Source organism: Pseudomonas sp. MBLB4136, from assembly GCF_051904765.1.
In the GTDB taxonomy this organism is placed as follows: Bacteria; Pseudomonadota; Gammaproteobacteria; order Pseudomonadales; family Pseudomonadaceae; genus Aquipseudomonas.
This window is the reverse complement of sequence record NZ_CP196713.1, coordinates 2195441-2220034: the sequence shown is the minus strand read 5'-3', so window position 1 is coordinate 2220034 and position 24594 is coordinate 2195441. Positions and strand designations below refer to the sequence as shown.

The window sequence follows — 24594 nt, the reverse complement described above, 5'->3', positions numbered from 1 at the left end:
GTTGGCCTCCCGGGTTATCAAGCGAAATGCTGCAAGTACAGGCAGGTCAGCGTGCCCAACAGAATCGCCAGCGAATAAGGAAAGGGTTTGCCGGCCACCTCGTCTGCAGACGGCGCAAAGTAGGCGCGGGCCCTGAGCATCAACCAGTAACGCGAAAAGGTCATCGGCAACTGCCCGCGCACCAGCACGATCAGGAAGCCGCACAGGCCGCCGACGATTAGGCTGAAGAATGCAGCCCAGAGCGCGCCATTCGGCGTCAGAAAAGCACCGACCATGGCCATCAGCTTGACGTCACCAGCGGCCATGCCGCCCAGGGCGTAGAGCGGAAGAAACACGCCGAAGCCGATCAACAGGCCCAGGGCTCCATCGCCCAGACCACCGAATCCATCCGAATAAGCCTGGCCAGCCAGCCCCAGGGCGAAGCCCAGCACGATCAGCAAGTTGGGAATGCGGTGGCGACGCAAGTCGCTCGCCACCGCTATGCCCAGCAGCCCTAGTAGCACAATGACGGGGACCATCTGCTCTATGGACATCGCTGTTTCTCTCACGGAAACTGTCGTATTAGCACGGGGCAGAGTTGGTAATAGCCCCGCACAGAGTCCTGATGTTGGTGTCTACGGCACCGCCTAAAAGGACAAATGCCGCAACAACACCAACTGTTACAAGACCTCCCGCCACCGCATATTCCACGATGGTCAGACCCTCTTCGTCTTTTACGAACTTCATCACCGAAGTCTTGATTGCTTGAAAAGTCATTTCGCCCACCTCACTAGAAAGTTGATATTCCAGGAAACGGCGGCACTTCTTGCCCCGCCTGTTTGCAACCCTAGTCAGGAAGCCAATGCGCGGTTAGGAGATTTTTGCTGACCCCTAGGACATTTTTGCGTGGCCGGCGGAGCGCCCGCTTAATCTACTGGCGCCAATCGCGCGCGGCGGATGCAGGAGCCAACTGAAGGAAGGCTATATATGATTGTGAAACTGATTCGCATGCGACGGGCGGTGGCTGGTTATTAACAAGAGGACAGCAGATCGAAGCCGCGCCAAACCACGACGCAGCAGCCACCTAGAGAGAATCGAAATATGAGGATTGGTATTTATTAGCTTTTAATCTTTACAGTACTGGCATTCTGACAATACTTCAGCGGAAGTACGCAAGAAAACTCAAGAGCGCAGAGCTAAGAAAATGATGTCTAACTCGGCGACAAAACCACTGCTGTTATGGCTCGATCTGACTCATGACCGATCGGTTGAGGAGCTTATCGACCAGTTTCGTGCTGCCTGCGAGTGCCGCCTGGCGAAGTCCTCCAGCCTGTCCGAGCGGGCCAGCGAACAGCAGCCGGACATGATCTGCATGCACTTCGACCATCCCGATGCCCTGGGCCTGAACCTGCTGCTGGAGGTCAAGCGCAGCGTGCCGTCGATCCCCATCACCATGTTCACCGTGCAGCACTCGGAAGAGCTGGCCGTATGGGCGATGCGCTCGCGCGTCTGGGAATACATGGTGCTGCCCCTTACTTCAGCGGAGAAGAACCGCTACCTGCGCTCCCTGGCCCAGCTTTGCGAGGCTCGCCGGGGCACCAATGGCCGCACCAGGAAGGCATCGGTAGAGCGCTATCCGACCTTTCCGGACAGCATCCGCCTGACCGCCAAGCATCAGAAGCACCAGGCGCTGAACCAGGTGCTGCAGCATATCGATCAACATTTCCGCGAAAGCATCGACCAGAAGGACCTGGCGCAACGCTCTGGCATGACGCCCTTCCGCTTCAGCCGCCTGTTCAAGGAAGTCATCGGCATGGGCTTCATGGACTACATCCTCAACAAGCGCATGGACCTGGCCAAGGAACTGCTCGATAACAGCCAGATGCCCATTACCAGCATCGGCTACGAGGCCGGCTTCAAGGACCCCTCCTACTTCGCCCGGGCCTTCAAGCAGGCCAATGGCTGCACGCCCAGCGAGTATCGCCAGGCGGCCCATCCCCACAAGGTCGAAGATGAAGTGGAACTGGACGAGACCACCGCCGCCGCCTTGGAAAGTCTGATTCCCGGAATCCGCGCCTGAGCCTGGCCAGGGCGAAACGCCCCGGCGCACTGCTCATTCCCAGCCATCATTGCCCGCCGGCATGCTCCTCGAGCAGCGCCAGGAATGCCTGCTCGTCCATGACCCTGAGCCCGAGCTCGCTGGCCTTGGCCAGCTTCGAGCCGGCGCCGGGCCCCGCGACCACGCAACTGGTCTTGGCCGACACCGAACCGGCCACCTTGGCGCCCAGGCTCTCCAGCTTCTCCTTGGCCACATCGCGGCTCATGACTTCCAGGGTGCCGGTCAGCACCCAGGTCTGTCCCGCCAGGGGCAGTCCTGCGACGCTCTTGCGCTCGCTCTGCCAGTGCATGCCGAATTCGCGCAACTGCTCCTCGATGGCCCGGGCCCGCTCGACGTTGGCCGGGATGGCGAAATGCTCACGCAGCGCCTGCTTGGCCTTCTCGTTGAGGCCCTTCATCACGCTCAGTTCCAGCCAGTCCTGACTCAGGGCGATCACCCCATCGAGACTGCCAGCCTTCTCGGCCAGTTTCTTCGCCCCGGTAGCGGCGATGCCGGCGATATTCAGCTTGTCGATGAACCCGGCCAGGGTCGCGCAGGCGGCGAACTCGGCGCTTAGCCCACCCTCCTCCTGGGGCGCTACGCCCCGGGCTAGCAGATCGCGGATCACCTGCTGGTTGTGGCTGTCGTCGAAGAAGTTGCGGATCTCGTGGGCGACCTCCAGGCCGACATCCGGCAAGTAGGTCAGCACCTCGGGCAGCGCCTGCTGGATGCGCGCCAGCGAGCCCAGGGCGCGGGCCAGCAGCTTGGCGGTTTCCTCGCCGACATCGGGAATGCCCAGGGCATAGACGAAGCGCGCCAGGCTTGGCGCGCGACTGTCGGCGATGGCCGCCAGCAGGTTGTTGCTCGACAGCTCGGCGAAGCCTTCCAGGCCGACGATCTGCTCGAACGACAGGCTGTACAGGTCGGCCGGTGAGCGCACCAGACCCTCGTCCACCAGCTGCTCGACGCTCTTCTCGCCGAGGCCCTCGATATCCATGGCACGGCGCGAGACGAAATGGATGATCGCCTGCTTGAGCTGGGCGCCACAGGCCAGGCGCCCGACGCAGCGGTACACCGAGCCTTCGCTGACGGTCTCGCGCCCCTTGCTGCGCTTGATCAACTGGGTGCGCTCGACCTGGGAACCGCAGACCGGACACTGCACCGGAACTTGCACCGGTTGCGCGCCGGCCGGACGGCGCTCGGACACCACCTGGACCACCTGGGGAATCACATCGCCGGCGCGGCGGATGATCACCGTATCGCCGACCATCACCCCCAGGCGCGCCACCTCATCCATATTGTGCAGCGTGGCGTTGGAGACGGTGACGCCGGCCACCTTCACCGGTTTCAGGCGGGCCACCGGGGTGACAGCGCCGGTGCGCCCGACCTGAAACTCGACGGCGAGCAGCTCGGTCAGCTCCTCCATCGCCGGGAACTTGTGCGCTATAGCCCAGCGTGGCTCGCGGGCACGGAAGCCCAGCTCGCGCTGGTAGGCCAGGCTGTTGACCTTGAACACCACGCCGTCGATTTCATAGGGCAGCGACTCGCGGCGTTCGCCGATATCGCGGTAGTAGTCCAGGCATTGCTGCGCGCCCCTGGCCAGTTTCAGCTCGCGGCTGATCGGCAGGCCCCAGCCCTTCAGCGCCTCGAGAATGCCGATATGGGTCTGCGCCAGCTCCCCCTCGACCCGGCCGACGCCGTAGGCGCACAGCTCCAGCGGGCGGCTGGCGGTGATCCTCGGGTCGAGCTGGCGCAGGCTGCCCGCCGCGGCGTTGCGCGGGTTGGCGAAGGTCTTGCCGCCACTTTCCAGCTGGCGCGCGTTGAGGGCCTCGAAGCCGGCCTTGGACATGAACACCTCGCCGCGCACCTCCAGCACCGCGGGCCAGCCGCTGCCGTGCAGGCGCAGGGGGATGTTGCGCACGGTACGCACGTTGACACTGATGTCCTCGCCGGTGCTGCCGTCGCCGCGGGTGGCGCCGCGCACCAGCAGGCCGTTCTCGTACAGCAGGCTGACGGCCAGGCCATCGAGCTTGGGCTCGCAGCTGTACTCGATATCCACGCCGCCACCGAACAGGTCCCCGGTATGCTCGCCGGCCGGCAAGTCCAGGCCCTCACGCACGCGGCGGTCGAAATCCAACAGATCGGCCTCCTCGAAGGCGTTGCCGAGACTGAGCATCGGCACCTCGTGCCTGACCTCGCCGAAGGCGCTCAGCGCCAGGCTGCCGACCCGCTGCGTCGGCGAATCAGGCGTGACCAGCTGCGGATGCTCGCTCTCCAGGGCCTTGAGCTCATGGTAGAGACGGTCGTACTCGGCGTCCGGAATGCTCGGCTCGTCGAGCACGTGGTAGCGGTAGTTGTGCTCATCCAGCTCGCTGCGCAACTGGGCGATGCGTTCGGCGGCACTTTGGCCAGATGGGGTGGTGTCGGTCATGGATTCATCTCTCAAACGAAAAGAGCAGCCTGGGCTGCTCTTCTTCGCGAAACCATTGGTACTTAGCGTTTACTGGTCAACTGCTTGCGCTCGAACTCGACGATGCGCTGGCGGTAATGCTCGATGGTCTGCGAGGTCATCACGCTGCGCTGGTCGTCCTTCAGCTCGCCGTTCAGCTCATGGGCCAGTTTGCGCGCGGCGGCGACCATCACGTCGAACGCCTGCTTCGGGTGCCGCGGCCCCGGCAGGCCGAGGAAGAAGCTCACCGCGCGAGTGCTGAAGCCCTCGATATCGTCCAGGTCGAACGTGCCCGGCTTGAGCGCGTTGGCCATGGAGAACAGCACCTCGCCGTTGCCGGCCATGCTCTCGTGGCGATGAAAGATGTCCATCTCGCCGAAGCGCAGGCCGCTCTCGAGAATGTTCTGCAGCAGGGCCGGGCCCTTGAAACCCTCGCCATCGCGGGCCACCACGTTGATCACCAGCACCTCTTCCACCGCTGCCGGCTCTTTGGCCACCGCTTTCTTGGCGCCGTTATGAGTTTCGGCGGCGTCCTGTTCGACCGGATTGAGCAGGGTCGGAACCGGTTCCTCCAGCCCCAGGTTCAGGTCGCCCTGGCGTGGCTCGGCGGAGCGGCGGCGATTCGACTCACGGGCGCTCATGGCCGGCAGATCGTGCTCATCCAGGGAAGGCTCCTGGTGGCGCTCGACCACGCGTGGCGGGCCGAGCAGGTCGGGATCGCCATCGTCATCCACGCCACCGACCAGGCTCCGATCGAGCTTGAACTTCAACTTGCCCTTGCCACCGCGCATGCGTCGCCAGCCATCGAACAAGATGCCAGCGATGACGATGATACCGATGACGATCAGCCACTCGCGCAGACCGAATTCCATGAAATACCCTGACCCCTAATGAATTTGCGATGAACAAAGGGCATCCGGCCCTTACTTCGATGACCTTAAACGTGGCGCCAACTCCATGTTCTGACAGGCGTTTTCCACGAACAATAAAAGTGCGCATTAAGCTAGCACGACGAAAGGCAACTTTACACAGCCAGAAGGCCGTTATAAACGCCGTCCGCCCATGCCGGCACAGCATTTCACCCCTGTGACCGACGGTATCGACCCTGACTGGCGAGTACCGGCTTAATCAGGCGTCCACCATGGCCAGCGCCTCCTCCACATCCACCGCGACCAGGCGCGAGCAGCCCGGCTCGTGCATGGTGACGCCCATCAGTTGATCGGCCATTTCCATGGCGATCTTGTTGTGGGTGATATAGATAAACTGCACTTTCTCCGACATTTCCTTGACCAGGCGGGCGTAGCGTCCGACGTTGGCGTCGTCCAGCGGTGCATCCACCTCGTCGAGCATGCAGAACGGCGCCGGGTTGAGCTGAAAGATGGCGAACACCAGGGCTAGAGCGGTCAGCGCCTTCTCGCCACCCGACAGCAGGTGAATGGTGCTGTTCTTCTTGCCCGGCGGCCGCGCCATGATGGTCACACCCGTATCCAGCAGGTCGTCCCCGGTGAGCTCCAGGTAGGCGTTGCCGCCACCGAACACCTTGGGGAACAGCGCCTGCAGGCCGCCGTTGATCTGATCGAAGGTCTCCTTGAAGCGGTTGCGGGTTTCCTTGTCGATCTTGCGAATGACGTTTTCCAGGGTGTCCAGCGCCTCCACCAGGTCGGCGTCCTGGGCGTCCAGATAGCGCTTGCGCTCGGACTGCTGCTGGTACTCGTCGATGGCCGCCAGGTTGATCGGCCCTAGACGCTGGATGCGCGCCGCCAGCCGTTCGAGTTCTTCCTCCCAGGCCTGTTCGCTGGCCTCCGGCGGCAGGCTGGCGAGCACACCGTGCAGGTCGTACTGGTCTTCGGCCAGTTGATCCTGCAGGGCCTTGCGGCGCACGTTCAGCGACTGCCACTCCATGCGCTGCTGCTCGAGCTGGCCGCGCAGCAGCTGCGACTGCTGCTCGGCCTGGCTGCGGCGCTTCTCGGCATCACGCAACTCGCGGTCGGCGTCCTCCAGGGCCAGACGGGCGTGCTTGAGCTCTTCCTCCACGCCCATGCGCCTGTCAAGCAACTCCTCGAGCTTCAGGCGCAGCTCCTCCAGCGGCGCCTCGCCCTCCTCCAGGTTGAGGCTGAGCTGCTCGCGCTTCTCGTGCAGGCGCTCGGCCTGCAACTCCAGGCGTTCCAGGGCCTGACGGGTGGAGTCGTGCTGGGCCCGCAGCGAACCGAGGTGCACCGCCAACTGGTGGGCGTGATCCTTGTGCCCCCTAGCCTCCTGACGCACGCGATCGAGCCGCTCGCGCAGGGCATCGCGGCTGGCCAGCAGGCCCTCGCGCTGCTCGTTGTCCAGGGCCATGGCCTCCAGGGCCTCCTGCAACTGCAGGCGCGCCTCGCCCAGCTGCTCCTGCTCCAGCTCGCGCTGTTCGGCCTGCTCGGCCTGCTCGCCATCGAGTCGACGCCGACGCAGGGTCAACTGCTCGGCCTTGGCCTGGCTGGCGGACAGCCGCGCCTTCAGCTCGCCGAGGGCGCGGGTGCGGTCCTGCAACTGGCGGCGCTGCTGCTCGCGCTGCTCCTCCAGCTGGCGCTGCGCCGCGCGCAGGCCCTGCAGGCGTTCGTCGAGCAGCTCCAGGGCCGCTTCGCGCTCTTCGCGCTCCAGTGCCAGGCGTTCCAGCTCCTGGCCGCGGGCCAGCACCCCGCTGTCCGCCTCGCCGGCGCGGCGCACGCGCAGAGAATGCCGCGCGACCCAATAACCGTCGCGACTGATCAGGCTTTCGCCCTCGCCCAGCGCCGCGCGGCCGGCCAGGGCCTCCTCGAGGGACTCCACCGGCCGCACCCGGGCCAGCCAGGGCGCCAGATCGACGCTCGCCTCGACCTTGTCCAACAGGCTGCCGGCCACCCTTGCGGTGCCGGCGCCCGGGCTGAGCAGGCGCAGCTCGCCCTGACTCAGGCCGGTGAAGTCCAGCCCCTCGAAATCGTCCAGCAGCACCGCCTGCAGGTCGGCGCCGAGCACGGTCTCCACCGCCAGTTCCCAGCCCGCCTCGACCCGCAGCCCCTCGGCCAGTCGCGGACGCTCGCTCAACTGCTGCTCGCGCAACCATTCGCCGGCACCCTGCCCCGGGTCGAGCGCCGCCTGCTGCAAGGCCTCCAGCGAGGCCAGGCGACCATTCAGGCGTTGCAGTTCGCCTTGGGCCTGTTGCTGCGCCTGGCCGGCTTGCAGCAGTTCGTCGCGCAGCTGCTGCAGGCGCTCGGCCAGTTGCTGTTCGTCAGCCTGCAACTGCTCCTGGTCCAGCTCGGCGGCGGCGATCTGCTCGCCCAACTCCATAATCGCCGCATCTTCCGGATCGGCGGCCAGCTGCTGCAGCTCCCCGGCTAGGCGTCGCTGGCGTTCGGCCAGACGCTCCAGGCTCTGCTCCAGCTGCTGGATGCGTGACTGTTGTACCTCGGCCTGGCGGCGTGGCTCGGCGCTGCGCTGGTTGAAGCCATCCCACTGCTCCTGCCAGCCGTGCATGGCGCTCTCCGCTTCCTCCAGCGCGGCGGCGGCTTCCTCGGCGGCGGCGGCGGTCAGCTCCTGCTCCGGTTCGAGCATCGCCAGCTCTTCGCCCAGGGTGGCCAGCAGGGTACGGTCGTGGCCCAGGTGCGATTCGGTTTCCTGGCGTGCCCGCTCGGCCTCGCGCAGGTCGTCCTGCAACTGGCGCAGGCGCTGCTGGCCGTGCTGGATGCTCTGCTCGACCCGGGCGATATCGCCGCCGACCGAGTAGAAGCGCCCCTGCACCAGATTGAAGCGCTCGCTCAACTCATGGTGGCCGTCACGCAGCCGTTCGATGCTGGCGTCGGCGTTGCGCTGCTCGGCCACCAGCGCTTCGAAGCTGACCTCCTGGCTGCCGATCACCGCCTCGCGCTGGCCGACCTGCTCGTTCAAGGCCTGCCAGCGCAGAGCCGTGAGCTGGGCCTTGAGCTGGCGCTCCTCGCCCTTGTATTGCTGATACTTCTCCGCGGCCTGGGCCTGGCGATGCAGGCGCTCGAGCTGGCGCTCCAGCTCCTCGCGCAGGTCGGTCAGGCGCGCCAGGTTCTCGTGGGTGCGGCGAATGCGGTTCTCGGTCTCGCGGCGGCGCTCCTTGTATTTGGAGATCCCCGCGGCCTCTTCGATGAAGTTGCGCAGCTCCTCGGGCTTGGCCTCGATCAGCTTGGAGATCATGCCCTGCTCGATGATCGAATAGCTGCGCGGCCCCAGGCCGGTGCCGAGGAAGATATCGGTGATGTCTCGCCGGCGGCACTTGGTGCCGTTGAGGAAGTAGGTGTTCTGGCTGTCGCGGGTCACCCGGCGGCGGATGGAAATCTCGTTGTAGCCGGCGTATTCGCCGACCAGGGTGCCGTCGGAGTTGTCGAAGATCAGCTCGATGCTGGCCTGGGTCACCGGCTTGCGCGTGTTGGAGCCGTTGAAGATGACGTCGGTCATCGATTCGCCGCGCAGGTTCTTCGCCGAGCTTTCACCCATTACCCAGCGCACCGCATCGATGATATTGGACTTGCCGCAGCCGTTGGGACCCACCACCGCCGCCATGTTGCTCGGGAAGCTGACCGTGGTCGGATCGACGAACGACTTGAAGCCCGCCAGCTTGATGCATTTCAGGCGCATGGCTCAGCGCTCTCCCAGGGTCGCCAGGACCAACTGGCAATTGTGCTCGCCGTAGCGGACCAGCAGCTCCCGGGCACGCGCATGGTCGCGCTCGCCAATCGCCTGCAACAGCTGGGCGAAGGTGCCCAGGTACTGGGCCATCTCGCCCCTGCGCCGCTCCAGCACCAGATGATAGGTGCGACTGATCGCCGGCAGCAGATTCTCCACGGTTTCCTGCAGGTAAGGATTGTCCGCGAACGGATAGGCCGCGCGCATGACGTCGAAACTGTGCTTAACGAAGGCGTCGATATCCTCTCGCTGCTGACTGTCCTGCAAGCGCTGTTGAATGGTCACGAAGGGGGCCAGGTCGGCCTTCACGCGCCAGCCCTCGGCCACTGCGCGGGCCAGCAGGACGTACAGCTCGATGACCAGGGCATAGAGGCTCCTCACCCTGTGCGGGGTCAGCTCGCTGACCTGTGCGCCGCGGCGCGGCAGGATCACCACAAGGTGACGACGCTCGAGAATCAGCAAGGCCTCGCGCACCGAGCCGCGACTGACGTTGAGCGACTGGGTGACCTTTTGCTCCTGAATGCGCTCGTTCGCCTGCATTTCACCGCGAATGATGCGCTCTGCCAGGTATTGGGCGATCTGCTCGGCGAGGCTGTCCGGTGCCTTGAACGTCATGATTTTCCTTAGGCTCTGTTGACCTATTGGGACAGGCGGCATTGTGGCTGCGGGCGCACTCGACAGGCGCTGGACTGGCGGGCGCGGGGCGCGAGTGTAACACAGGGTGTTACCGGGCCAACGGCAGCACGGGCAAGCATTCCAGGCCCCTCAGACGCGCCTGGAGTCGCCTATCCTGCGACGTATGTATGGGCGCGAGACGTCCTTGGCGGGCTCATAACCGAATTGCATGACAAACACCTGACCAGAGGGTCAAATATTTGTTGACCCAAAAGTCAGAAAACTCTAGATTTGCCTCATATCGGAAGGTTGGCAGCGCCCGTAGCCCCATACTGCTGCGCCTTCTCCGCCTGATACGAGCCGCTCGTAAAGAACAATAAAATGCCTGGAGGTCGTCCTTGATCCAGTTTTTACTCAACCGGGAGCTGCGCACCGAGCAGCGACTCGATCCCAACCTAACAGTGCTCAACTATCTGCGTGAGCACGTCGGCAAGCCCGGCACCAAGGAAGGCTGCGCCTCGGGCGACTGCGGCGCCTGTACCGTGGTGGTCGGTGAGCTGGATGGCGATCGGGTGCGCTACCGCACCCTCAACTCCTGCCTGACCTTCGTCGCCTCGCTGCACGGCAAGCAGCTGATCACAGTCGAGGACCTCAAGCATCAGGGCAAGCTGCATAGCGTGCAGCAGGCCATGGTCGACTGCCATGGTTCGCAATGCGGTTTCTGCACGCCGGGCTTCGTTATGTCGCTGTTCGCCCTGCAGAAGCAGGCAGATGGCTTCGACAAGGGCGCCACCCTGGAGGCCCTGGCCGGCAACCTGTGCCGCTGCACGGGCTACCGGCCGATCATCGACGCCGCCGAGCAGGCCTGTTGCCAGAAGCAGCCTGATCAATTCGACGCCTTCGAAGCCGAGACCGTCGCCCAGTTGCAAGCCATCGCCCCGCGGGAAACCGCCGAGCTGAACAGCGGCGACAAGCGCTGCCTGCTGCCGCTGACCGTGGCCGACCTGGCCGATCTCTATGTCGCCAACCCCGAGGCGCGCCTGCTTGCCGGCGGCACCGACCTGGCCCTGGAGGTGACCCAGTTCCACCGCGAGCTGCCGGTGATGATCTACGTCGGCCACATCGAAGCGATGAAGCGCGTGGAGGTGACCGAAACCCGCATCGAGATCGGCGCCGCCACTGCGCTGACCGACTGCTACGCGGCGCTGGCCCGCGAATATCCGGACTTCGGCGAGTTGCTGCATCGCTTCGCCTCCCTGCAGATCCGCAACCAGGGCACCCTGGGCGGCAATATCGGCAACGCCTCGCCGATCGGCGACGCCCCGCCGCTGTTGATTGCCCTCGGCGCGCAGATTGTCCTGCGCCAGGGTTGCACCACCCGCACCCTGGCCCTGGAAGACTATTTCCTCGACTACAAGGTGACCGCCCGCCAGGAGGCCGAGTTCATCGAGAAGATCATCGTGCCGCGCGCCCAAGCCAACCAGGCGTTCCGCGCGTACAAGGTGTCCAAGCGCCTGGACGACGACATCTCGGCGGTGTGCGCGGCCTTCAACCTGCGGATCGAGGATGGCGTGGTGAAAGAAGCCCGCATCGCCTTCGGCGGCATGGCGGCGATTCCCAAGCGCGCCGCCGCCTGCGAGGCCGCGCTGAACGGTTCGGCCTGGTACCCCGGCGTGATCGAGCGAGCCTGCGCCGCCCTGGCCGAGGACTTCACCCCGCTCAGCGACTTCCGCGCCAGCAAGGAATACCGCCTGCTCACCGCGCAGAACCTGCTGCGCAAATTCTTCCTCGAGCTGCAAGCTCCCGAAGTCGAAACCCGGGTGACCGCCTATGTCTAACCATCACAAAACCCCGAAGACCCAGGCCGAACTGGCAGAACTGTTCCGCGCCGACATCACCACCGGCGTCGGCCGCAGCGTCAAGCACGAGAGCGCGGACAAACACGTGTCCGGCGAGGCGGTCTACGTCGATGACCGCCTGGAGTTCCCCAACCAGCTGCACGTCTATGCCCGCCTGAGCGATCGCGCCCATGCGCGCATCGTCAGCATCGACACCTCGCCCTGCTATGCGATTCCGGGCGTGGCCATCGCCATCACCAGCCAGGACGTGCCGGGCCAGCTGGACATCGGCCCGGTAGTCGCCGGCGATCCGCTGCTGGCCGACGGCAAGGTCGAGTATGTCGGCCAGGTGGTGGTTGCAGTCGGCGCCGACAACCTGGAGAACGCACGCAAGGCCGCCATGGCGGCGGTCATCGAATACGAAGACCTGGAGCCGGTGCTGGATGTCGAGGAAGCCCTGCGCAGGAAGCACTTCGTCCTCGACAGCCACCAGCATCGCATCGGCGACTCGGCCGCCGCCCTGTCCACGGCCCCGCACCGCCTGCAGGGCAAGCTGCACATCGGCGGCCAGGAGCACTTCTACCTGGAGACCCAGATCTCCTCGGTGATGCCCACCGAAGATGGCGGCATGATCGTCTACACCTCGACGCAGAATGCCACCGAAGTGCAGAAACTGGTCGCCGAAGTCCTCGGCGTGCCCATGCACAAGATCGTCATCGATATGCGCCGCATGGGTGGCGGTTTCGGCGGCAAGGAGACCCAGGCCGCCGGGCCTGCCTGCCTGTGCGCGGTCATTGCCCACCTCACCGGCCGGCCGACCAAGATGCGCCTGCCGCGCATGGAGGACATGAGCATCACCGGCAAGCGCCACCCCTTCTACGTCGAGTACGACGTCGGCTTCGACGACGACGGCCTGCTTCACGGCATCCAGATGGAGCTGGCCGGCAACTGCGGCTATTCGCCGGACCTGTCCGGCTCGATCGTCGACCGGGCGATGTTCCACTCCGACAACGCCTACTTCCTCGGCAACGCCACCATCAATGGTCATCGCTGCAAGACCAACACCGCCTCGAACACCGCCTATCGCGGCTTCGGCGGCCCCCAGGGCATGGTCGCCATCGAGCAGGTCATGGATCACATCGCCCGCACCCTCGGCAAGGACCCGCTGGAGGTGCGCAAGCTCAACTACTACGGCAAGCACGAGCGCAACGTCACCCACTACCACCAGACCGTCGAGCACAACATGCTCGCCGAGATGACCGCCGAACTCGAGGCCAGCAGCGAATACGCCAAGCGCCGCGAGGCCATCCGCGCCTTCAATGCCAAGAGCCCGGTATTGAAGAAGGGCCTGGCGCTGACCCCGGTCAAGTTCGGCATCAGCTTCACCGCCACCTTCCTCAACCAGGCCGGCGCGCTGATCCACATCTACACCGACGGCAGCATCCACCTCAACCATGGCGGCACCGAGATGGGCCAGGGCCTCAATACCAAGGTCGCCCAGGTGGTGGCCGAGGTGTTCCAGGTCGACATCTCGCGCATCCAGATCACCGCGACCAACACCGACAAGGTGCCCAACACCTCGCCGACCGCCGCCAGCAGCGGCGCCGACCTCAACGGCAAGGCCGCGCAGAACGCCGCCGAGACCATCAAGCAGCGCCTGGTGGACTTCCTGGTACGCGAATACCGGGTCACCCCGGAAGACGTCGAGTTCCGCAACGGCCAGGTGCGCGTGCGCGAGCTGTTCCTGTCGTTCGAGGAGCTGGTGCAGAAGGCCTACTTCGCCCAGGTGTCGCTCTCCAGCACCGGTTTCTACCGCACGCCGAAGATCTATTACGACCGCGACAAGGCCGCCGGCCGGCCGTTCTACTACTTCGCCTACGGCGCGGCGTGCGCCGAGGTGATAGTCGACACCCTGACCGGCGAGTACAAGATGCTGCGCACCGACATCCTGCACGACGTCGGCGCCTCGCTGAACCCGGCCATCGACATCGGCCAGGTCGAGGGCGCGTTCGTCCAGGGCATGGGCTGGCTGACCATGGAGGAGCTGGTGTGGAACGCCAAGGGCAAGCTGATGACCAACGGCCCGGCCAGCTACAAGATCCCGGCCATCGCCGACATGCCGCTCGACCTGCGGGTCAAGCTGGTGGAGAACCGCAAGAACCCGGAAGACACGGTGTTCCACTCCAAGGCCGTGGGCGAGCCGCCGTTCATGCTCGGCATCGCCGTGTGGTGCGCGATCAAGGATGCGGTGGCCAGCCTCGCCGACTATCGCGTACAGCCGGCGATCGACGCCCCGGCCACCCCGGAGCGCGTACTCTGGGGCGTGGAGCAGATGAAGAAACTGCAGCAGCCGGCCAAGGCCGCGGCTGCAGAGGTCGAACCGGCGTAACACCAACCACCTTGGTGGATGTGCTGCGCGACATCCACCCTACGGGCCGCTCCGTAGGGTGGAAAACCGCGAAGCGTTTTCCACCAGATCCGTAGCCCGGATGGAATCCGGGGAAACCCTCTCCCGGATTGCATCCGGGCTACGTACCGAACGAATACAGGTGTAGAACAATGACAAGACACACCGAGCCGAATAGCCAACCGCCTCGGCCGGCGCCGGTTCCACTGCTGGAACCCTCGCTGAGCAACTGGCGCCTGCCGCGGCCGGGACAATTGCCACCGACCTGGAGGCTGAGCAAATGAGCTGGATCAGTGCCCTGGCTGAACTGCAGGAAAAAGGCGAACCCTGCGTACTGGTGACCATCATCGAGGAGCGCGGCTCGACGCCGCGCAATGCCGGCTCGAAAATGGTGGTCACCGCCGAACGCATCTTCGAAACCATCGGCGGCGGCCACCTGGAATACAAGGCCATGGAACTGGCCCGCGAGATGCTCGCAAGCCGCAGCCAGGATACCCGCCTGGAGCGCTTCAGCCTCGGCGCCAGCCTCGGCCAGTGCTGCGGCGGCGCCACCGTGCTGCTGTTCGAACCCATGGGCCAGCCACAGGCGCAGATCGCCGTGTTCGGCGCCGGCCATGTTGGCCGCGCCCTGGTCCCGCTGCTCGCCAGCCTGCCCTGCAAGGTGCGCTGGATCGACTCGCGCGAGAACGAGTTCCCCGCGCAGATTCCCGCCGGCGTGGAGAAAGTGGTCAACGACGAGGTGGTCGATGAAGTGGCGGCCATGCCCGCCGGTAGCTACTACATCGTCATGACCCACAACCACCAGCTGGACCTGGAACTGACCGCCGCCATTCTCAAGCGCAACGACTTCGCCTACTACGGGCTGATCGGCTCCAAGAGCAAGCGCGGCAAGTTCGAACACCGCCTGCGCGAGCGTGGCTTCGCCGCCGAATTGGTCCAGCGCATGCGCTGCCCGATGGGCCTGGCGGAGGTCAAGGGCAAGCTTCCGGCGGAGATCGCCGTGTCCATCGCCGGCGAGGTGATCGCCACCTACAACGCCGCCTTTGGCCAGGACGTGAAGAAAGGCGAGTCGAGCATCGCCAGGCTGTTACCTGCCTCACGCCGCTCCCAGTAGGGTGCGCCCGATACCCCATTGAGCTTGGTGCGCCTGGCGCACCCCCTACACGATCGAGATGTATTAGATGACTAGCACTATCAAAGCCTACCGCGCCGCCATCCTGCACAGCATTGCCGATCCGGCCGTGGTCGGCGTGGAACACTCCTATGAATATTTCGAAGATGGCCTGCTGGTCGTCGAGGACGGCCAGGTGGCGCAGCTCGGCCACGCCACCGAGCTACTGGCCAGACTCAAGGGCGTGGAGGTCGTCGAGTACCGCGACGCGCTGATCACCCCCGGCTTCATCGACACCCATATCCATTACCCGCAGACCGGCATGATCGCCTCCTACGGCGAGCAGTTGCTGGACTGGCTCAACACCTACACCTTCCCCACCGAGCGGCAGTTCGCCGACAAGGCTCATGCCGGCGACGTGGCCGGGATATTCCTCAAGGAGCTGCTGCGCAACGGCACCACCACCGCCCTGGTGTTCGGCAGCGTGCACAAGCAGTCGGTGGATGCGTTCTTCGAGGCGGCCCAGGCGCTCAACCTGCGGATGATCGCTGGCAAGGTGCTGATGGATCGCAACGCCCCGGACTACCTGACCGACACGCCGGAATCCGGCTATGCCGACAGCAAGGAGCTGATCGAGCGCTGGCATGGCAAGGGCCGCCTGCACTACGCGGTGACCCCGCGCTTCGCCCCGACCAGCACGCCTGAGCAGCTGGCGCTGGCCGGCAAGCTGTATCGCGAATACCCGGGTCTTTACATGCATACCCACCTGTCCGAGAACCGCAAGGAAATCGAATGGGTCAAGGAGCTGTTTCCCGAGCGCAAGGGCTACCTGGATGTGTACGACCACTACCAGCTGATTGGCGCACGCTCGGTGTTCGCCCATGGCGTGCACCTGTGCGACGAGGAATGCAAGCGCCTGGCCGAGACCGGCTCGGCGGTGGCCTTCTGCCCCACCTCCAACCTGTTCCTCGGCAGCGGCCTGCTCGATCTGCAGGCCCTGGAACAGCACGGCGTGCGCGTCGGCCTGGGCACCGATGTCGGCGCCGGCACCAGCTTCAGCCAGCTGCAGTCGCTGAGCGAGGCCTACAAGGTGATGCAGTTGCAGGGCAAGAAGCTCGATCCGTTCAAGTCGCTGTACCTGGCCACCCTCGGCGGCGCCAATGCCCTGTACCTGGACGACAAGATCGGTAACTTCGAGAGCGGCAAGGACGCCGACTTCGTGGTGCTCGACTATCGGGCCACGCCGCTGATCGCCTACCGCATGCAGCAGGCCACGAGCCTGGCCGAGAAGCTGTTCGCCCTGACCATTCTCGGCGACGACCGCGCGGTCAAGGAAACCTTCGCCGCGGGCCAGTCGGTGCATCGGCGCGACTGATCCGCCGCTCCTGGCTTAACGACCGACCATAGAAAAGCCCCGCGGCTCACACCGCGGGGCTTTCTGGCGGATCGTCAATCAGCGGTTGGCGCCATTGCGCCCCGGCTTCTTCTTGGTCTGCAGCACATGGGAGAACACCGTGTGCAGATCGTCCGAGGCGCTGTCCTCGTCGAGGTTGAGCTTGCTGTCGATGTGGTCCATGTGATGCATCATCAGGGTCACGGCCTTGGCCGCATCCCCTGCCTCGATGGCATCGATCAGCTGGTTGTGCTCGTCGTAGGAGCAGTGCGAACGACTGCCGCTCTCGTATTGGGCGATGATCAACGAAGTCTGCGACACCAGGCTGCGCTGGAAGCTGATCAACGGGGCGTTCTTCGCCGCCTCGGCCAGCTTCAGATGGAACTCGCCGGACAGGCGAATGCCGGCGCCACGGTCGCCCCTGGCGAAGCTCGCATGTTCATCCTCGACCATCTGGCGCAACTCGGCCAACTGTTCGGGCGTGGCGTGCTGTACCGCCAGTTCGGTGATGGCGCGCTCGACCATGCGCCGGGCATAGAAGATCTGCCTGGCTTCCTCGACGCTGGGGCTGGCCACCACCGCACCGCGATTCGGACGCAACAGCACCACGCCCTCGTGAGCCAGGCGCGATAAGGCACGACGGATGATGGTGCGGCTGACGCCGAATATCTCGCCCAGGGCCTCCTCGCTCAACTTGGTGCCGGGTGCCAGCCGCTGCTCGAGGATGGCATCGAAGATATGGGCGTATACGACGTCGTCCTGAGTCCCGCTGCGGCTGCTCTTGCCTACGCGCGGCTGCTTCTTTAGGGGCTGCAATTGTTCGTTCATGCTGACTCGCGTCTAGAGGGTCGACCGGTTACCGGGAACTCTACTGCTTTTTACCCCATTTCTGGCAAGCAGACGTGGGGCATAGCGCAAAGAATACAATGCGGCATTGTACACAATTTAACCATCCCTGCAGCAATCCCATCGCCGAGCGCTACAGGCGGGCGTCCGGATCAGTGCGCACCCTAGGAGCATCGGCAGACGTCTTCCCGGGTCCGACTAAATCCATTTCTTATAAAAACTGTTTTCTTTCTAGATGTTCTGTGATCGATCCCGCGCCATGCTCCCTGGACCAGATCAGATTCTTCCCCCAGGCCGGGCCCGCTGGCGAAGCCACACACAATCGCTATCTGCTTGTTTTGACTGGCTTTATAGACCTGTCCCGCGACTGCATGGTTGCCAATACCCATCGCGCCTCCGAGCGCTGCCGCCGCTCCCAACGGCTTGCACAACGTGAAAAACATTATTTGCTTTTTTTGTATACAAACGCATAATCGCGACAGGGTGACTTCCTGACCGCTCGATCAACAACTTAGCCAGCAAGCCCCCCCCAAACGAACCACCAGCCTCAGAGAGTCGAAGCCTGCCGCGCCCGTGACTCTGGGTGGAACACAACAAGAGAAATGAGGAGTACCTGCTGTGGAAAGCGCCAAACAAGAACAACTTGCGACTCACACCCAAGGAACGGCAGATGCCGGACCACTCGACCGCTTCTTCAAGCTGACCGAGCATCGCACCAGCATCAGGACCGAACTGCTGGCCGGGCTGACGACCTTCGTCACCATGGCCTACATCATCTTCGTCAACCCCAACATCATGGCCAACGCCGGCGTCGACCACGGCGCCGCCTTCGTCGCCACCTGTATCGGCGCGGCCCTCGGCTGCTTCCTCATGGGCCTGTACGCCAACTGGCCGGTCGGCCTGGCGCCGGGCATGGGCCTCAATGCCTTCTTCACCTACACCGTGGTCGGCGAGATGGGCTACAGCTGGCAGGTCGCGCTGGGGGCGGTATTCATCTCCGGCATCCTGTTCATGATCATGAGCCTGTCGCGCATCCGTGAATGGCTGCTCAACAGCATTCCCATGAGCCTGCGCTTCGCCATGGGCGCCGGGGTTGGCCTGTTCCTCGGCCTGATCGGCCTGAAGACCGCCGGCATAGTGGTCGACAGCCCCGCCACCCTGCTGACCATGGGCTCCTTCGGCGAGCCCTCGGCCCTGCTGGCGGCGGTCTGCTTCCTGCTGATCGCCGTGCTCAGCCATCGCAACGTGTTCGGCGCCATCCTCTTCAGCATGCTCGGCGTCACCGCCATCGGCTGGGCCCTGGGCCTGGTCGAGTACAATGGCCTGGTATCGCTGCCGCCGAGCCTGGCGCCGACCTTCCTGGCCATGGACATCGCCGGCGCCTTCAACGTGGCCATGGTCAGCGTGATCCTGGCGTTTCTCTTCGTGAACATGTTCGACACCGCCGGCACCCTGATGGGCGTCGCCCACCGCGCCAACCTGGTGGATGAGGACGGCAAGATCCAGAACCTGTCCAAGGCCCTCAAGGCCGACAGTACCTCCAGCGTGATCGGTTCCATGGTCGGTTGCCCGCCGGTGACCAGCTACGTCGAAAGCGCCTCGGGCGTGGCCGCCGGCGGGCGCACCGGCCTCACCGCCGTCACCGTCGGCGTACTGTTTCTCGCGGCGATGTTCTTCGCCCCGCTGGCCGGGATGATTCCGGCCTATGCCACCGCCGGCGCGCTGATCTATGTGGCGATGCTGATGATGAGCGGCATGGCGCATATCGACTGGGAAGACCTCACCGACACCATCCCGGCCATCGTCACCGTGGTGATGATGCCGCTGACCTTCTCCATCGCCAACGGCATCGCCCTGGGCTTCCTCACCTATGCCACGCTGAAGCTGCTGACCGGCCAGCGCGACAAGGTCTCAGTCAGCCTCTATGTGCTGTGCATCATCTTTATCGCCAAGTTCGCCTTCCTGTAAGGTTGGCTTGAGCCCTACCCGGCCCCGACGCGCATGCGCCGGGGCTTTGTCGCATCTGGAGGCCACCTGATGAGTCTGGAAACCTGGCTGCTGTTCAGCAGCGCCGCGCTGATCGTGATCCTGATCCCCGGGCCCTTGTCCCTGTTGATGGTCAGCAACAGCCTGAACTATGGCCTGCGTCGTTCCCTGCCGGCATTTCTCGGCGGGGTATCGGCCTCGATCTGCCTGCTCAGCGCCTCGGCACTGGGCCTGGGCGCCCTGCTGCTGGCCTCGGAGCGGCTGTTCAGCCTGCTCAAGCTGATCGGTGCGTTGTACCTGTTCTATCTGGCCTGGCAGAGCTGGCAGCAGTCATGCCAGGCCGCCATACCGACGAAGGCCGAGGACCAGGCGGTCAACCCCGGCTTCAGGAGCATGTTCTGGAAGGCCTTCGGCCTCGGCGCCAGCAACCCCAAGGACATCCTGTTCTTCGCCGCCTTCCTGCCGCAGTTCATCAGTGCCGGCCAGCCGATCCTCAGCCAGCTACTGGTACTGATCCTCACTTGGGCGACCCTGGACCTGGGCTGCAAGCTGTTCTACGGCCTCAGCGCCCACGGCGCCGCGCGCTACCTGCGTTCGGGCAAGGGCCAGGTCTGGTTCAACCGGGTCAGCGCCGGCCTGTTCGCCAGCGCCGGCACCGCGTCCCTGCTGAGTCACTGATCGCGCCGGGCAGTCGGCCCGGGCATTCGCACGGTGCGAAGCTGCCCCGCGCTCCTGCGGCGCAGATGCCTAGGCGCGACACTCAGCGCGCGCTTGCGACAGTAACGGTCGTATTCGGTAAAGCTCCCGGTTGTCCAGCCGACAGAATAGGAGCCGCCTACAACCGTCCGGGGACCCCCGATGAACATAAAACAAAAACTGACCTGGGCCTTTGCGATCATCGCCTGCGTGCCAATCATGCTGGTCGCCATCTTGGTGGTACTCAACCTGCGCAGCGACGCCCGCGACGAGTTCGTCGACAGCAGCTCCCGCGAGATTCGCCAGGTCGAAAACGCCATGCAGCTGTTCTTCGACGGCATCAGCCAGAATGTCGACTACCTGGCCAAGCACCCGCTGGTCACCGGGGTGAACGGCAACCTGAAGAAGTACATGGACGCCAATGCGGCCCAGGCGCCGCTGGGTGAGCACGGCGAGAAACTGCTGGCGCTGTTCGCCGACGTCGCCGCCAGCCACCCGGCCTACGCCTATGTCACCACCGCAACCATCGACGGCGGCTACGTCAGCTGGCCAAACGACGCCGGCCTGAGCAACTACGACCCGCGCCCACGCCCCTGGTATCAGGCCGGCATGAACGGCCAGGGCAAGACCGTGCGCACCGACGCCTACTACTGGGCCAACGACAACGCGACCCTGGTGGCCAGCGTGCGCAGCGTGGCCAACGGCCTGGGCAACCCGGGCGGGGTGCTCAGCATCGACGTGTCGCTCAACCAGCTGACCGATATCGTCAAGGGCATCAAGCTGGGCGAAAGCGGCTACCTGATGCTGATGGAGAACAACGGCACCGTGCTGGTCGATCCGAGCCAGCCCGAGCACAACTTCAAGAAGCTCGGCGAGCTGGGCGGCGGCTATGCCGAGCTGGCCAAGGCCGACCAGGGCCTGGTTGAAGTCCAACTCGACGGCGTGCGCTACATGGCCAATGTCTGGTCCTCCGACCGACTGGGCTGGCGCTTCATGGGCCTGATCCGCCAGGACGACGTGATGAGCAGCGTGACCCAGCTGACCTGGATCATCATCGGCATGGCCGCGCTGCTGGCCCTGCTGTTCGCCTTTGTCGGCGCCAGCTTCGCCAGCCTGATCGTCAGCCCGATCCGTGCCGTGGCCAACGGCCTGGAAGGCATCGCCCAGGGCGAGGGCGACCTGACCCACTCGCTGACCGTGCGCGGCCAGGACGAAACCGCGCAGCTGGCCGGCTGGTTCAACCAGTTCCTCGCCAGCATTCGCCAACTGATCCTCAGCATCGGCCAGGCGGCCAAGCAGATCCACCATACCTCCGGCACCTCGGCCCAGGTCTCCGGCGACATGGCCGAGGCGGCCGGGCGCCAGCGCGAATCGGTGGACATGGTGTCCACCGCCTTCCACGAGATGGTCGCCACCGCCAACGAAGTGGCCCGCTCCTGCAGCCAGGCCGCCGACTCCGCCGACAGCGGGCAACGGCAGGCCCACGAGGGCCAGCTGCAGATCGATGCAGCGGTGCACAGCGTCGAGCAGCTGAGCCGGGAACTCTCCCAGTCGGCCGCCGCCATGCAACAGCTGGAGCAGGACAACAACAACATCCAGTCGATTCTCGGCACCATCCGTTCGATCGCCGAACAGACCAACCTGCTGGCCCTCAACGCCGCCATCGAAGCGGCCCGCGCCGGCGAGCAGGGCCGCGGTTTCGCCGTGGTTGCCGACGAGGTGCGCGCCCTGGCCAAGCGCACCGCCGACTCGACCTCGGAGATCGACGGTCTGCTCAGCGGCCTGGCCCAGCGCACTCGCGAGATGGCCAAGCAGATGCACGCCAGCCTGGAGGTGTCGCAGCGCACCGTGGCCAGCATCAACGAGGCCAGCTCCAGCTTCGGCCTGATCCGCGAGTCGGTGGATGTGATCCGCGACATGAATGCGCAGATCGCCACGGCCGCCGAAGAGCAACACCAGGTGGCCGAGGACATCAACCGGCACATCACGCGGATCCACGGCGACGCGCAACTGGTGGCCGGCCTGGCAGAGTCGGCGCGCAGCGACTCGCAGAACCTCTCGAGCCTGTCCGAGGAGCTCAACAGCCTGGTCCATCGCTTCCGCACCTGAGGCGAGAACGGACGCCCGGGCGCCCCGCATCATCGGGCGTCCAGAACAGAAAGAGGCCGGCATCGCAGCCGGCCTTTTTTGTGCCTGGGCAAGTCCCCCTCCACCCCCATGCATAAAAAAGCCCGCAGTGCGCGGGCTAACGACTCGTTGACGGAGTCAAAGGGTGACAAGCATTGGGTATCAGCTACCGCGATAGGTCGAATAGCTGTAGGGCGAAATCAGCAGCGGCACATGGTAGTGCTCCTGGCCGGCGTCGATGCCGAAGCGCAGCACCACCACATCGAGAAATGCCGGATCGGGCAGCGCCACGCCGCGCCCACGGTAGTAGTCGCCGGCGTGGAAGTGCAGTTGATAGACGCCGCTGCGATAGTCCGCGCCCTGCAGGATCGGCGCATCGCAGCGGCCATCGTGGTTGGTCCGCACGCTGGCGAGCAGCTCCAGCTGTTCACCTTCGACACGGTACAGCTCGACCTTGAGCGCGCTGCCCGGGCAACCGTGTGCAGCATCTAGAACATGTGTCGTCAATCGTCCCATTGGTTCCGGGCATCCGCGGCGACCTGGGGTCTCACGGACACCACTCCTCCTCTATTCTTGTCGGAAATCAGCGGCTCGCGCGGGCTGGAGCAGCCCCGAGTTCGGCGAAGCATAGCATGGACGGAGTTATTTAAAACAGTTTTCAGCGATATTGTATACACTCAATTAAACTCCAGCGCCTTGCCGACGCCGCCAGCCTCGCCGTCGATGCTATCCACCCAGGCGAGCGCGCAATGGATCGCCGTGCTTGCTCCACGGCCGACTGGCAGTTGATCCTCGAGTGCTCGAAGCGAAAAACACAGCGAATTTTTGATTTACAAAACACAATTGCTTTTGTATACAATTAGCCCATCACGGTTGCGTAGCCATGAGAGCCATGGGCTGCGCACAGACCGCAACATCGCCTAGAAGGAAGACTGCAGTGAGCGCTGACTATCCACGCGACCTGATCGGTTACGCCAACAACCCGCCCCATCCCCACTGGCCGGGCGATGCCCGCATCGCCCTGTCGTTCGTCCTCAACTACGAGGAAGGCGGCGAGCGCAACGTACTGCATGGCGACAAGGAGTCCGAGGCCTTCCTCTCCGAAATGGTGTCCGCGCAGCCGCTGCAGGGGGTGCGCAACATGAGCATGGAATCGCTCTACGAGTACGGCAGCCGAGCCGGCGTCTGGCGCCTGCTCAAGCTGTTCGACAAGCACGGCATCCCGCTGACGGTGTTCGCCGTGGCCCTGGCGGCGCAGCGCCACCCGGACGTGATCAAGGCCATGGTGGCGGCCGGCCACGAGATCTGCAGCCATGGCTATCGCTGGATCGACTACCAGTACATGGACGAGGCGCAGGAACGCGAGCACCTGCTCGAAGCCATCCGCATCCTCACCGACCTGACCGGCGAACGCCCATTGGGCTGGTACACCGGCCGCACCGGCCCCAACACGCGGCGTCTGGTCAGGGAGGAAGGTGGCTTCCTCTACGATTCGGACACCTACGACGACGACCTGCCCTACTGGGACCCGGCCAGCAGCCCAGCCAAGCCGCACCTGGTGATCCCCTACACCCTGGACACCAACGACATGCGCTTCACCCAGGTACAGGGCTTCAACACCGGCGACGATTTCTTCAACTACCTCAAGGACGCCTTCGACGTGCTCTATGCCGAAGGCTTGGAGGGCGCACCGAAGATGCTGTCCATCGGCATGCACTGCCGCCTGCTCGGTCGCCCGGCCCGCCTGGCCGCCCTGGCGCGCTTTATCGAGTACGCCAAGGGCCATGACAAGGTCTGGTTCGCCCGCCGCGTCGACATCGCCCGCCACTGGTACGCCACCCACCCGTTCAAGGAGGAGCGCGCGCAATGAGCCGCTTTCAGACCCTGACGCCGTCGCGACTCGACCGCGCGGACTTCGTCAACGCCTTCGCCGACATCTACGAGCACTCGCCCTGGGTCGCCGAGCAGGCCTATGAGCTGGGCCTGGACCCCAGTGTCGACGAAATCGAAGGCCTGCACCGGCGCATGGCCGAGCTACTGCTCGGCGCCAGCCGCGAGGCCCAGCTGGCGCTGATCAACGCCCACCCGGACCTGGCCGGCAAGGCCGCGGTGCGCGGCGAGCTGACCGCATCCAGCACCTCCGAGCAGGCCGGCGCCGGGATCAGCGAATGCACCGCCGAGGAGTTCGCCCGCTTCACCGAACTGAATGATGCCTACAAGGCCAGGTTCGGCTTCCCCTTCATCATGGCGGTCAAGGGCAGCAATCGGCATCAGATACTGGCGGCCTTCGAGGAGCGCATCCACAACTCGCCGGAGCAGGAATTCGCCCGCGCCCTGAGCGAAATCAACCGGATCGCCCTGTTCCGCCTGCAGCAGCTCTAGGC

The 24594-nt window shown here is 64.6% G+C and carries 18 protein-coding genes and 1 pseudogene; 11 read left to right on the top strand and 8 right to left on the bottom strand.

Annotated features, from left to right (window positions below):
* Positions 1–17: 17 nt before the first annotated feature.
* On the bottom strand, positions 18–533 hold the full coding sequence (locus ACSX1D_RS10190; RefSeq protein ID WP_439862110.1) for an A24 family peptidase: 516 nt from the start codon (positions 531–533) through the stop codon (positions 18–20).
* Between the two features lie 28 nt (positions 534–561).
* Positions 562–756, bottom strand: a complete 195-nt coding sequence (locus ACSX1D_RS10185; RefSeq protein WP_246533162.1) for a Flp family type IVb pilin — start codon at positions 754–756, stop codon at positions 562–564.
* A 427-nt stretch (positions 757–1183) separates the two neighbouring features.
* Between ACSX1D_RS10185 and ACSX1D_RS10180 the strand changes: the two genes are divergently transcribed.
* A complete protein-coding gene (locus tag ACSX1D_RS10180; RefSeq protein WP_439862109.1) occupies positions 1184–2059 on the top strand; it encodes a response regulator transcription factor in 876 nt (291 codons plus the stop codon).
* A gap of 46 nt (positions 2060–2105) precedes the next feature.
* On the opposite strand, the gene ligA is transcribed toward ACSX1D_RS10180, so the two are convergent.
* The 4 genes from ligA to ACSX1D_RS10160 all read right to left on the bottom strand — a co-directional run bounded on the left by ligA (position 2106) and on the right by ACSX1D_RS10160 (position 9806).
* Complete coding sequence (ligA, locus tag ACSX1D_RS10175; RefSeq protein WP_439862108.1) at positions 2106–4508, bottom strand: NAD-dependent DNA ligase LigA; 2403 nt, start codon at positions 4506–4508, stop codon at positions 2106–2108.
* A 62-nt stretch (positions 4509–4570) separates the two neighbouring features.
* A complete protein-coding gene (gene zipA, locus ACSX1D_RS10170; RefSeq protein ID WP_208706673.1) occupies positions 4571–5398 on the bottom strand; it encodes a cell division protein ZipA in 828 nt (275 codons plus the stop codon).
* A 256-nt stretch (positions 5399–5654) separates the two neighbouring features.
* Complete coding sequence (gene smc / locus ACSX1D_RS10165) at positions 5655–9143, bottom strand: chromosome segregation protein SMC (protein ID WP_439862107.1); 3489 nt, start codon at positions 9141–9143, stop codon at positions 5655–5657.
* 3 nt (positions 9144–9146) lie between these two features.
* Entirely contained in the window at positions 9147–9806 is a 660-nt protein-coding gene (locus ACSX1D_RS10160; RefSeq protein ID WP_439862106.1) for a GntR family transcriptional regulator, read from the bottom strand.
* 398 nt (positions 9807–10204) lie between these two features.
* Here ACSX1D_RS10160 and xdhA point away from each other — a divergent pair, with 398 nt between their 5' ends.
* From xdhA to guaD, 4 genes are all read left to right on the top strand, one after another.
* The gene (xdhA, locus tag ACSX1D_RS10155) at positions 10205–11644 is read left to right on the top strand and encodes a xanthine dehydrogenase small subunit (RefSeq protein ID WP_439862105.1); all 1440 of its coding nucleotides are present in this window, start codon (positions 10205–10207) and stop codon (positions 11642–11644) included.
* Complete coding sequence (gene xdhB, locus ACSX1D_RS10150) at positions 11637–14033, top strand: xanthine dehydrogenase molybdopterin binding subunit (RefSeq protein WP_439862104.1); 2397 nt, start codon at positions 11637–11639, stop codon at positions 14031–14033. The genes xdhA and xdhB overlap by 8 nt, the downstream gene beginning before the upstream one ends.
* A 298-nt stretch (positions 14034–14331) precedes the next feature.
* On the top strand, positions 14332–15165 hold the full coding sequence (xdhC, locus tag ACSX1D_RS10145; RefSeq protein WP_439862103.1) for a xanthine dehydrogenase accessory protein XdhC: 834 nt from the start codon (positions 14332–14334) through the stop codon (positions 15163–15165).
* Positions 15166–15232: 67 nt separating this feature from the next.
* Complete coding sequence (guaD, locus tag ACSX1D_RS10140) at positions 15233–16537, top strand: guanine deaminase (RefSeq protein WP_439862102.1); 1305 nt, start codon at positions 15233–15235, stop codon at positions 16535–16537.
* A gap of 78 nt (positions 16538–16615) precedes the next feature.
* On the opposite strand, the gene ACSX1D_RS10135 is transcribed toward guaD, so the two are convergent.
* A complete protein-coding gene (locus ACSX1D_RS10135) occupies positions 16616–17383 on the bottom strand; it encodes a GntR family transcriptional regulator (RefSeq protein ID WP_439862101.1) in 768 nt (255 codons plus the stop codon).
* Between the two features lie 636 nt (positions 17384–18019).
* Here ACSX1D_RS10135 and ACSX1D_RS10130 point away from each other — a divergent pair.
* The 4 genes and pseudogenes from ACSX1D_RS10130 (at position 18020) to ACSX1D_RS10115 (ending at position 22192) form a co-directional block, all read left to right on the top strand.
* A complete protein-coding gene (locus ACSX1D_RS10130; RefSeq protein WP_439862100.1) occupies positions 18020–19369 on the top strand; it encodes an NCS2 family permease in 1350 nt (449 codons plus the stop codon).
* Between the two features lie 69 nt (positions 19370–19438).
* On the top strand, positions 19439–20065 hold the full coding sequence (locus ACSX1D_RS10125) for a LysE family translocator (RefSeq protein WP_439862099.1): 627 nt from the start codon (positions 19439–19441) through the stop codon (positions 20063–20065).
* Between the two features lie 180 nt (positions 20066–20245).
* Positions 20246–21337: pseudogene (locus ACSX1D_RS10120) on the top strand (cache domain-containing protein); the annotation flags it as partial.
* 87 nt (positions 21338–21424) lie between these two features.
* Positions 21425–22192, top strand: coding sequence for a methyl-accepting chemotaxis protein (locus tag ACSX1D_RS10115; protein WP_439862301.1), 768 nt, complete (start codon positions 21425–21427; stop codon positions 22190–22192).
* A 180-nt stretch (positions 22193–22372) separates the two neighbouring features.
* Here the strand turns inward: ACSX1D_RS10115 and uraH are convergent, their stop codons facing one another.
* Positions 22373–22726, bottom strand: a complete 354-nt coding sequence (gene uraH / locus ACSX1D_RS10110) for a hydroxyisourate hydrolase (RefSeq protein WP_208706662.1) — start codon at positions 22724–22726, stop codon at positions 22373–22375.
* A 421-nt stretch (positions 22727–23147) separates the two neighbouring features.
* Here uraH and puuE point away from each other — a divergent pair, with 421 nt between their 5' ends.
* Positions 23148–24080 carry an allantoinase PuuE gene (gene puuE, locus ACSX1D_RS10105; RefSeq protein ID WP_208706660.1) on the top strand — a complete coding sequence of 311 codons (933 nt, stop codon included), beginning with the start codon at positions 23148–23150 and terminating at the stop codon, positions 24078–24080.
* A complete protein-coding gene (gene uraD, locus ACSX1D_RS10100) occupies positions 24077–24592 on the top strand; it encodes a 2-oxo-4-hydroxy-4-carboxy-5-ureidoimidazoline decarboxylase (RefSeq protein ID WP_208706659.1) in 516 nt (171 codons plus the stop codon). The genes puuE and uraD overlap by 4 nt, the downstream gene beginning before the upstream one ends.
* Positions 24593–24594 lie beyond the last annotated feature (2 nt).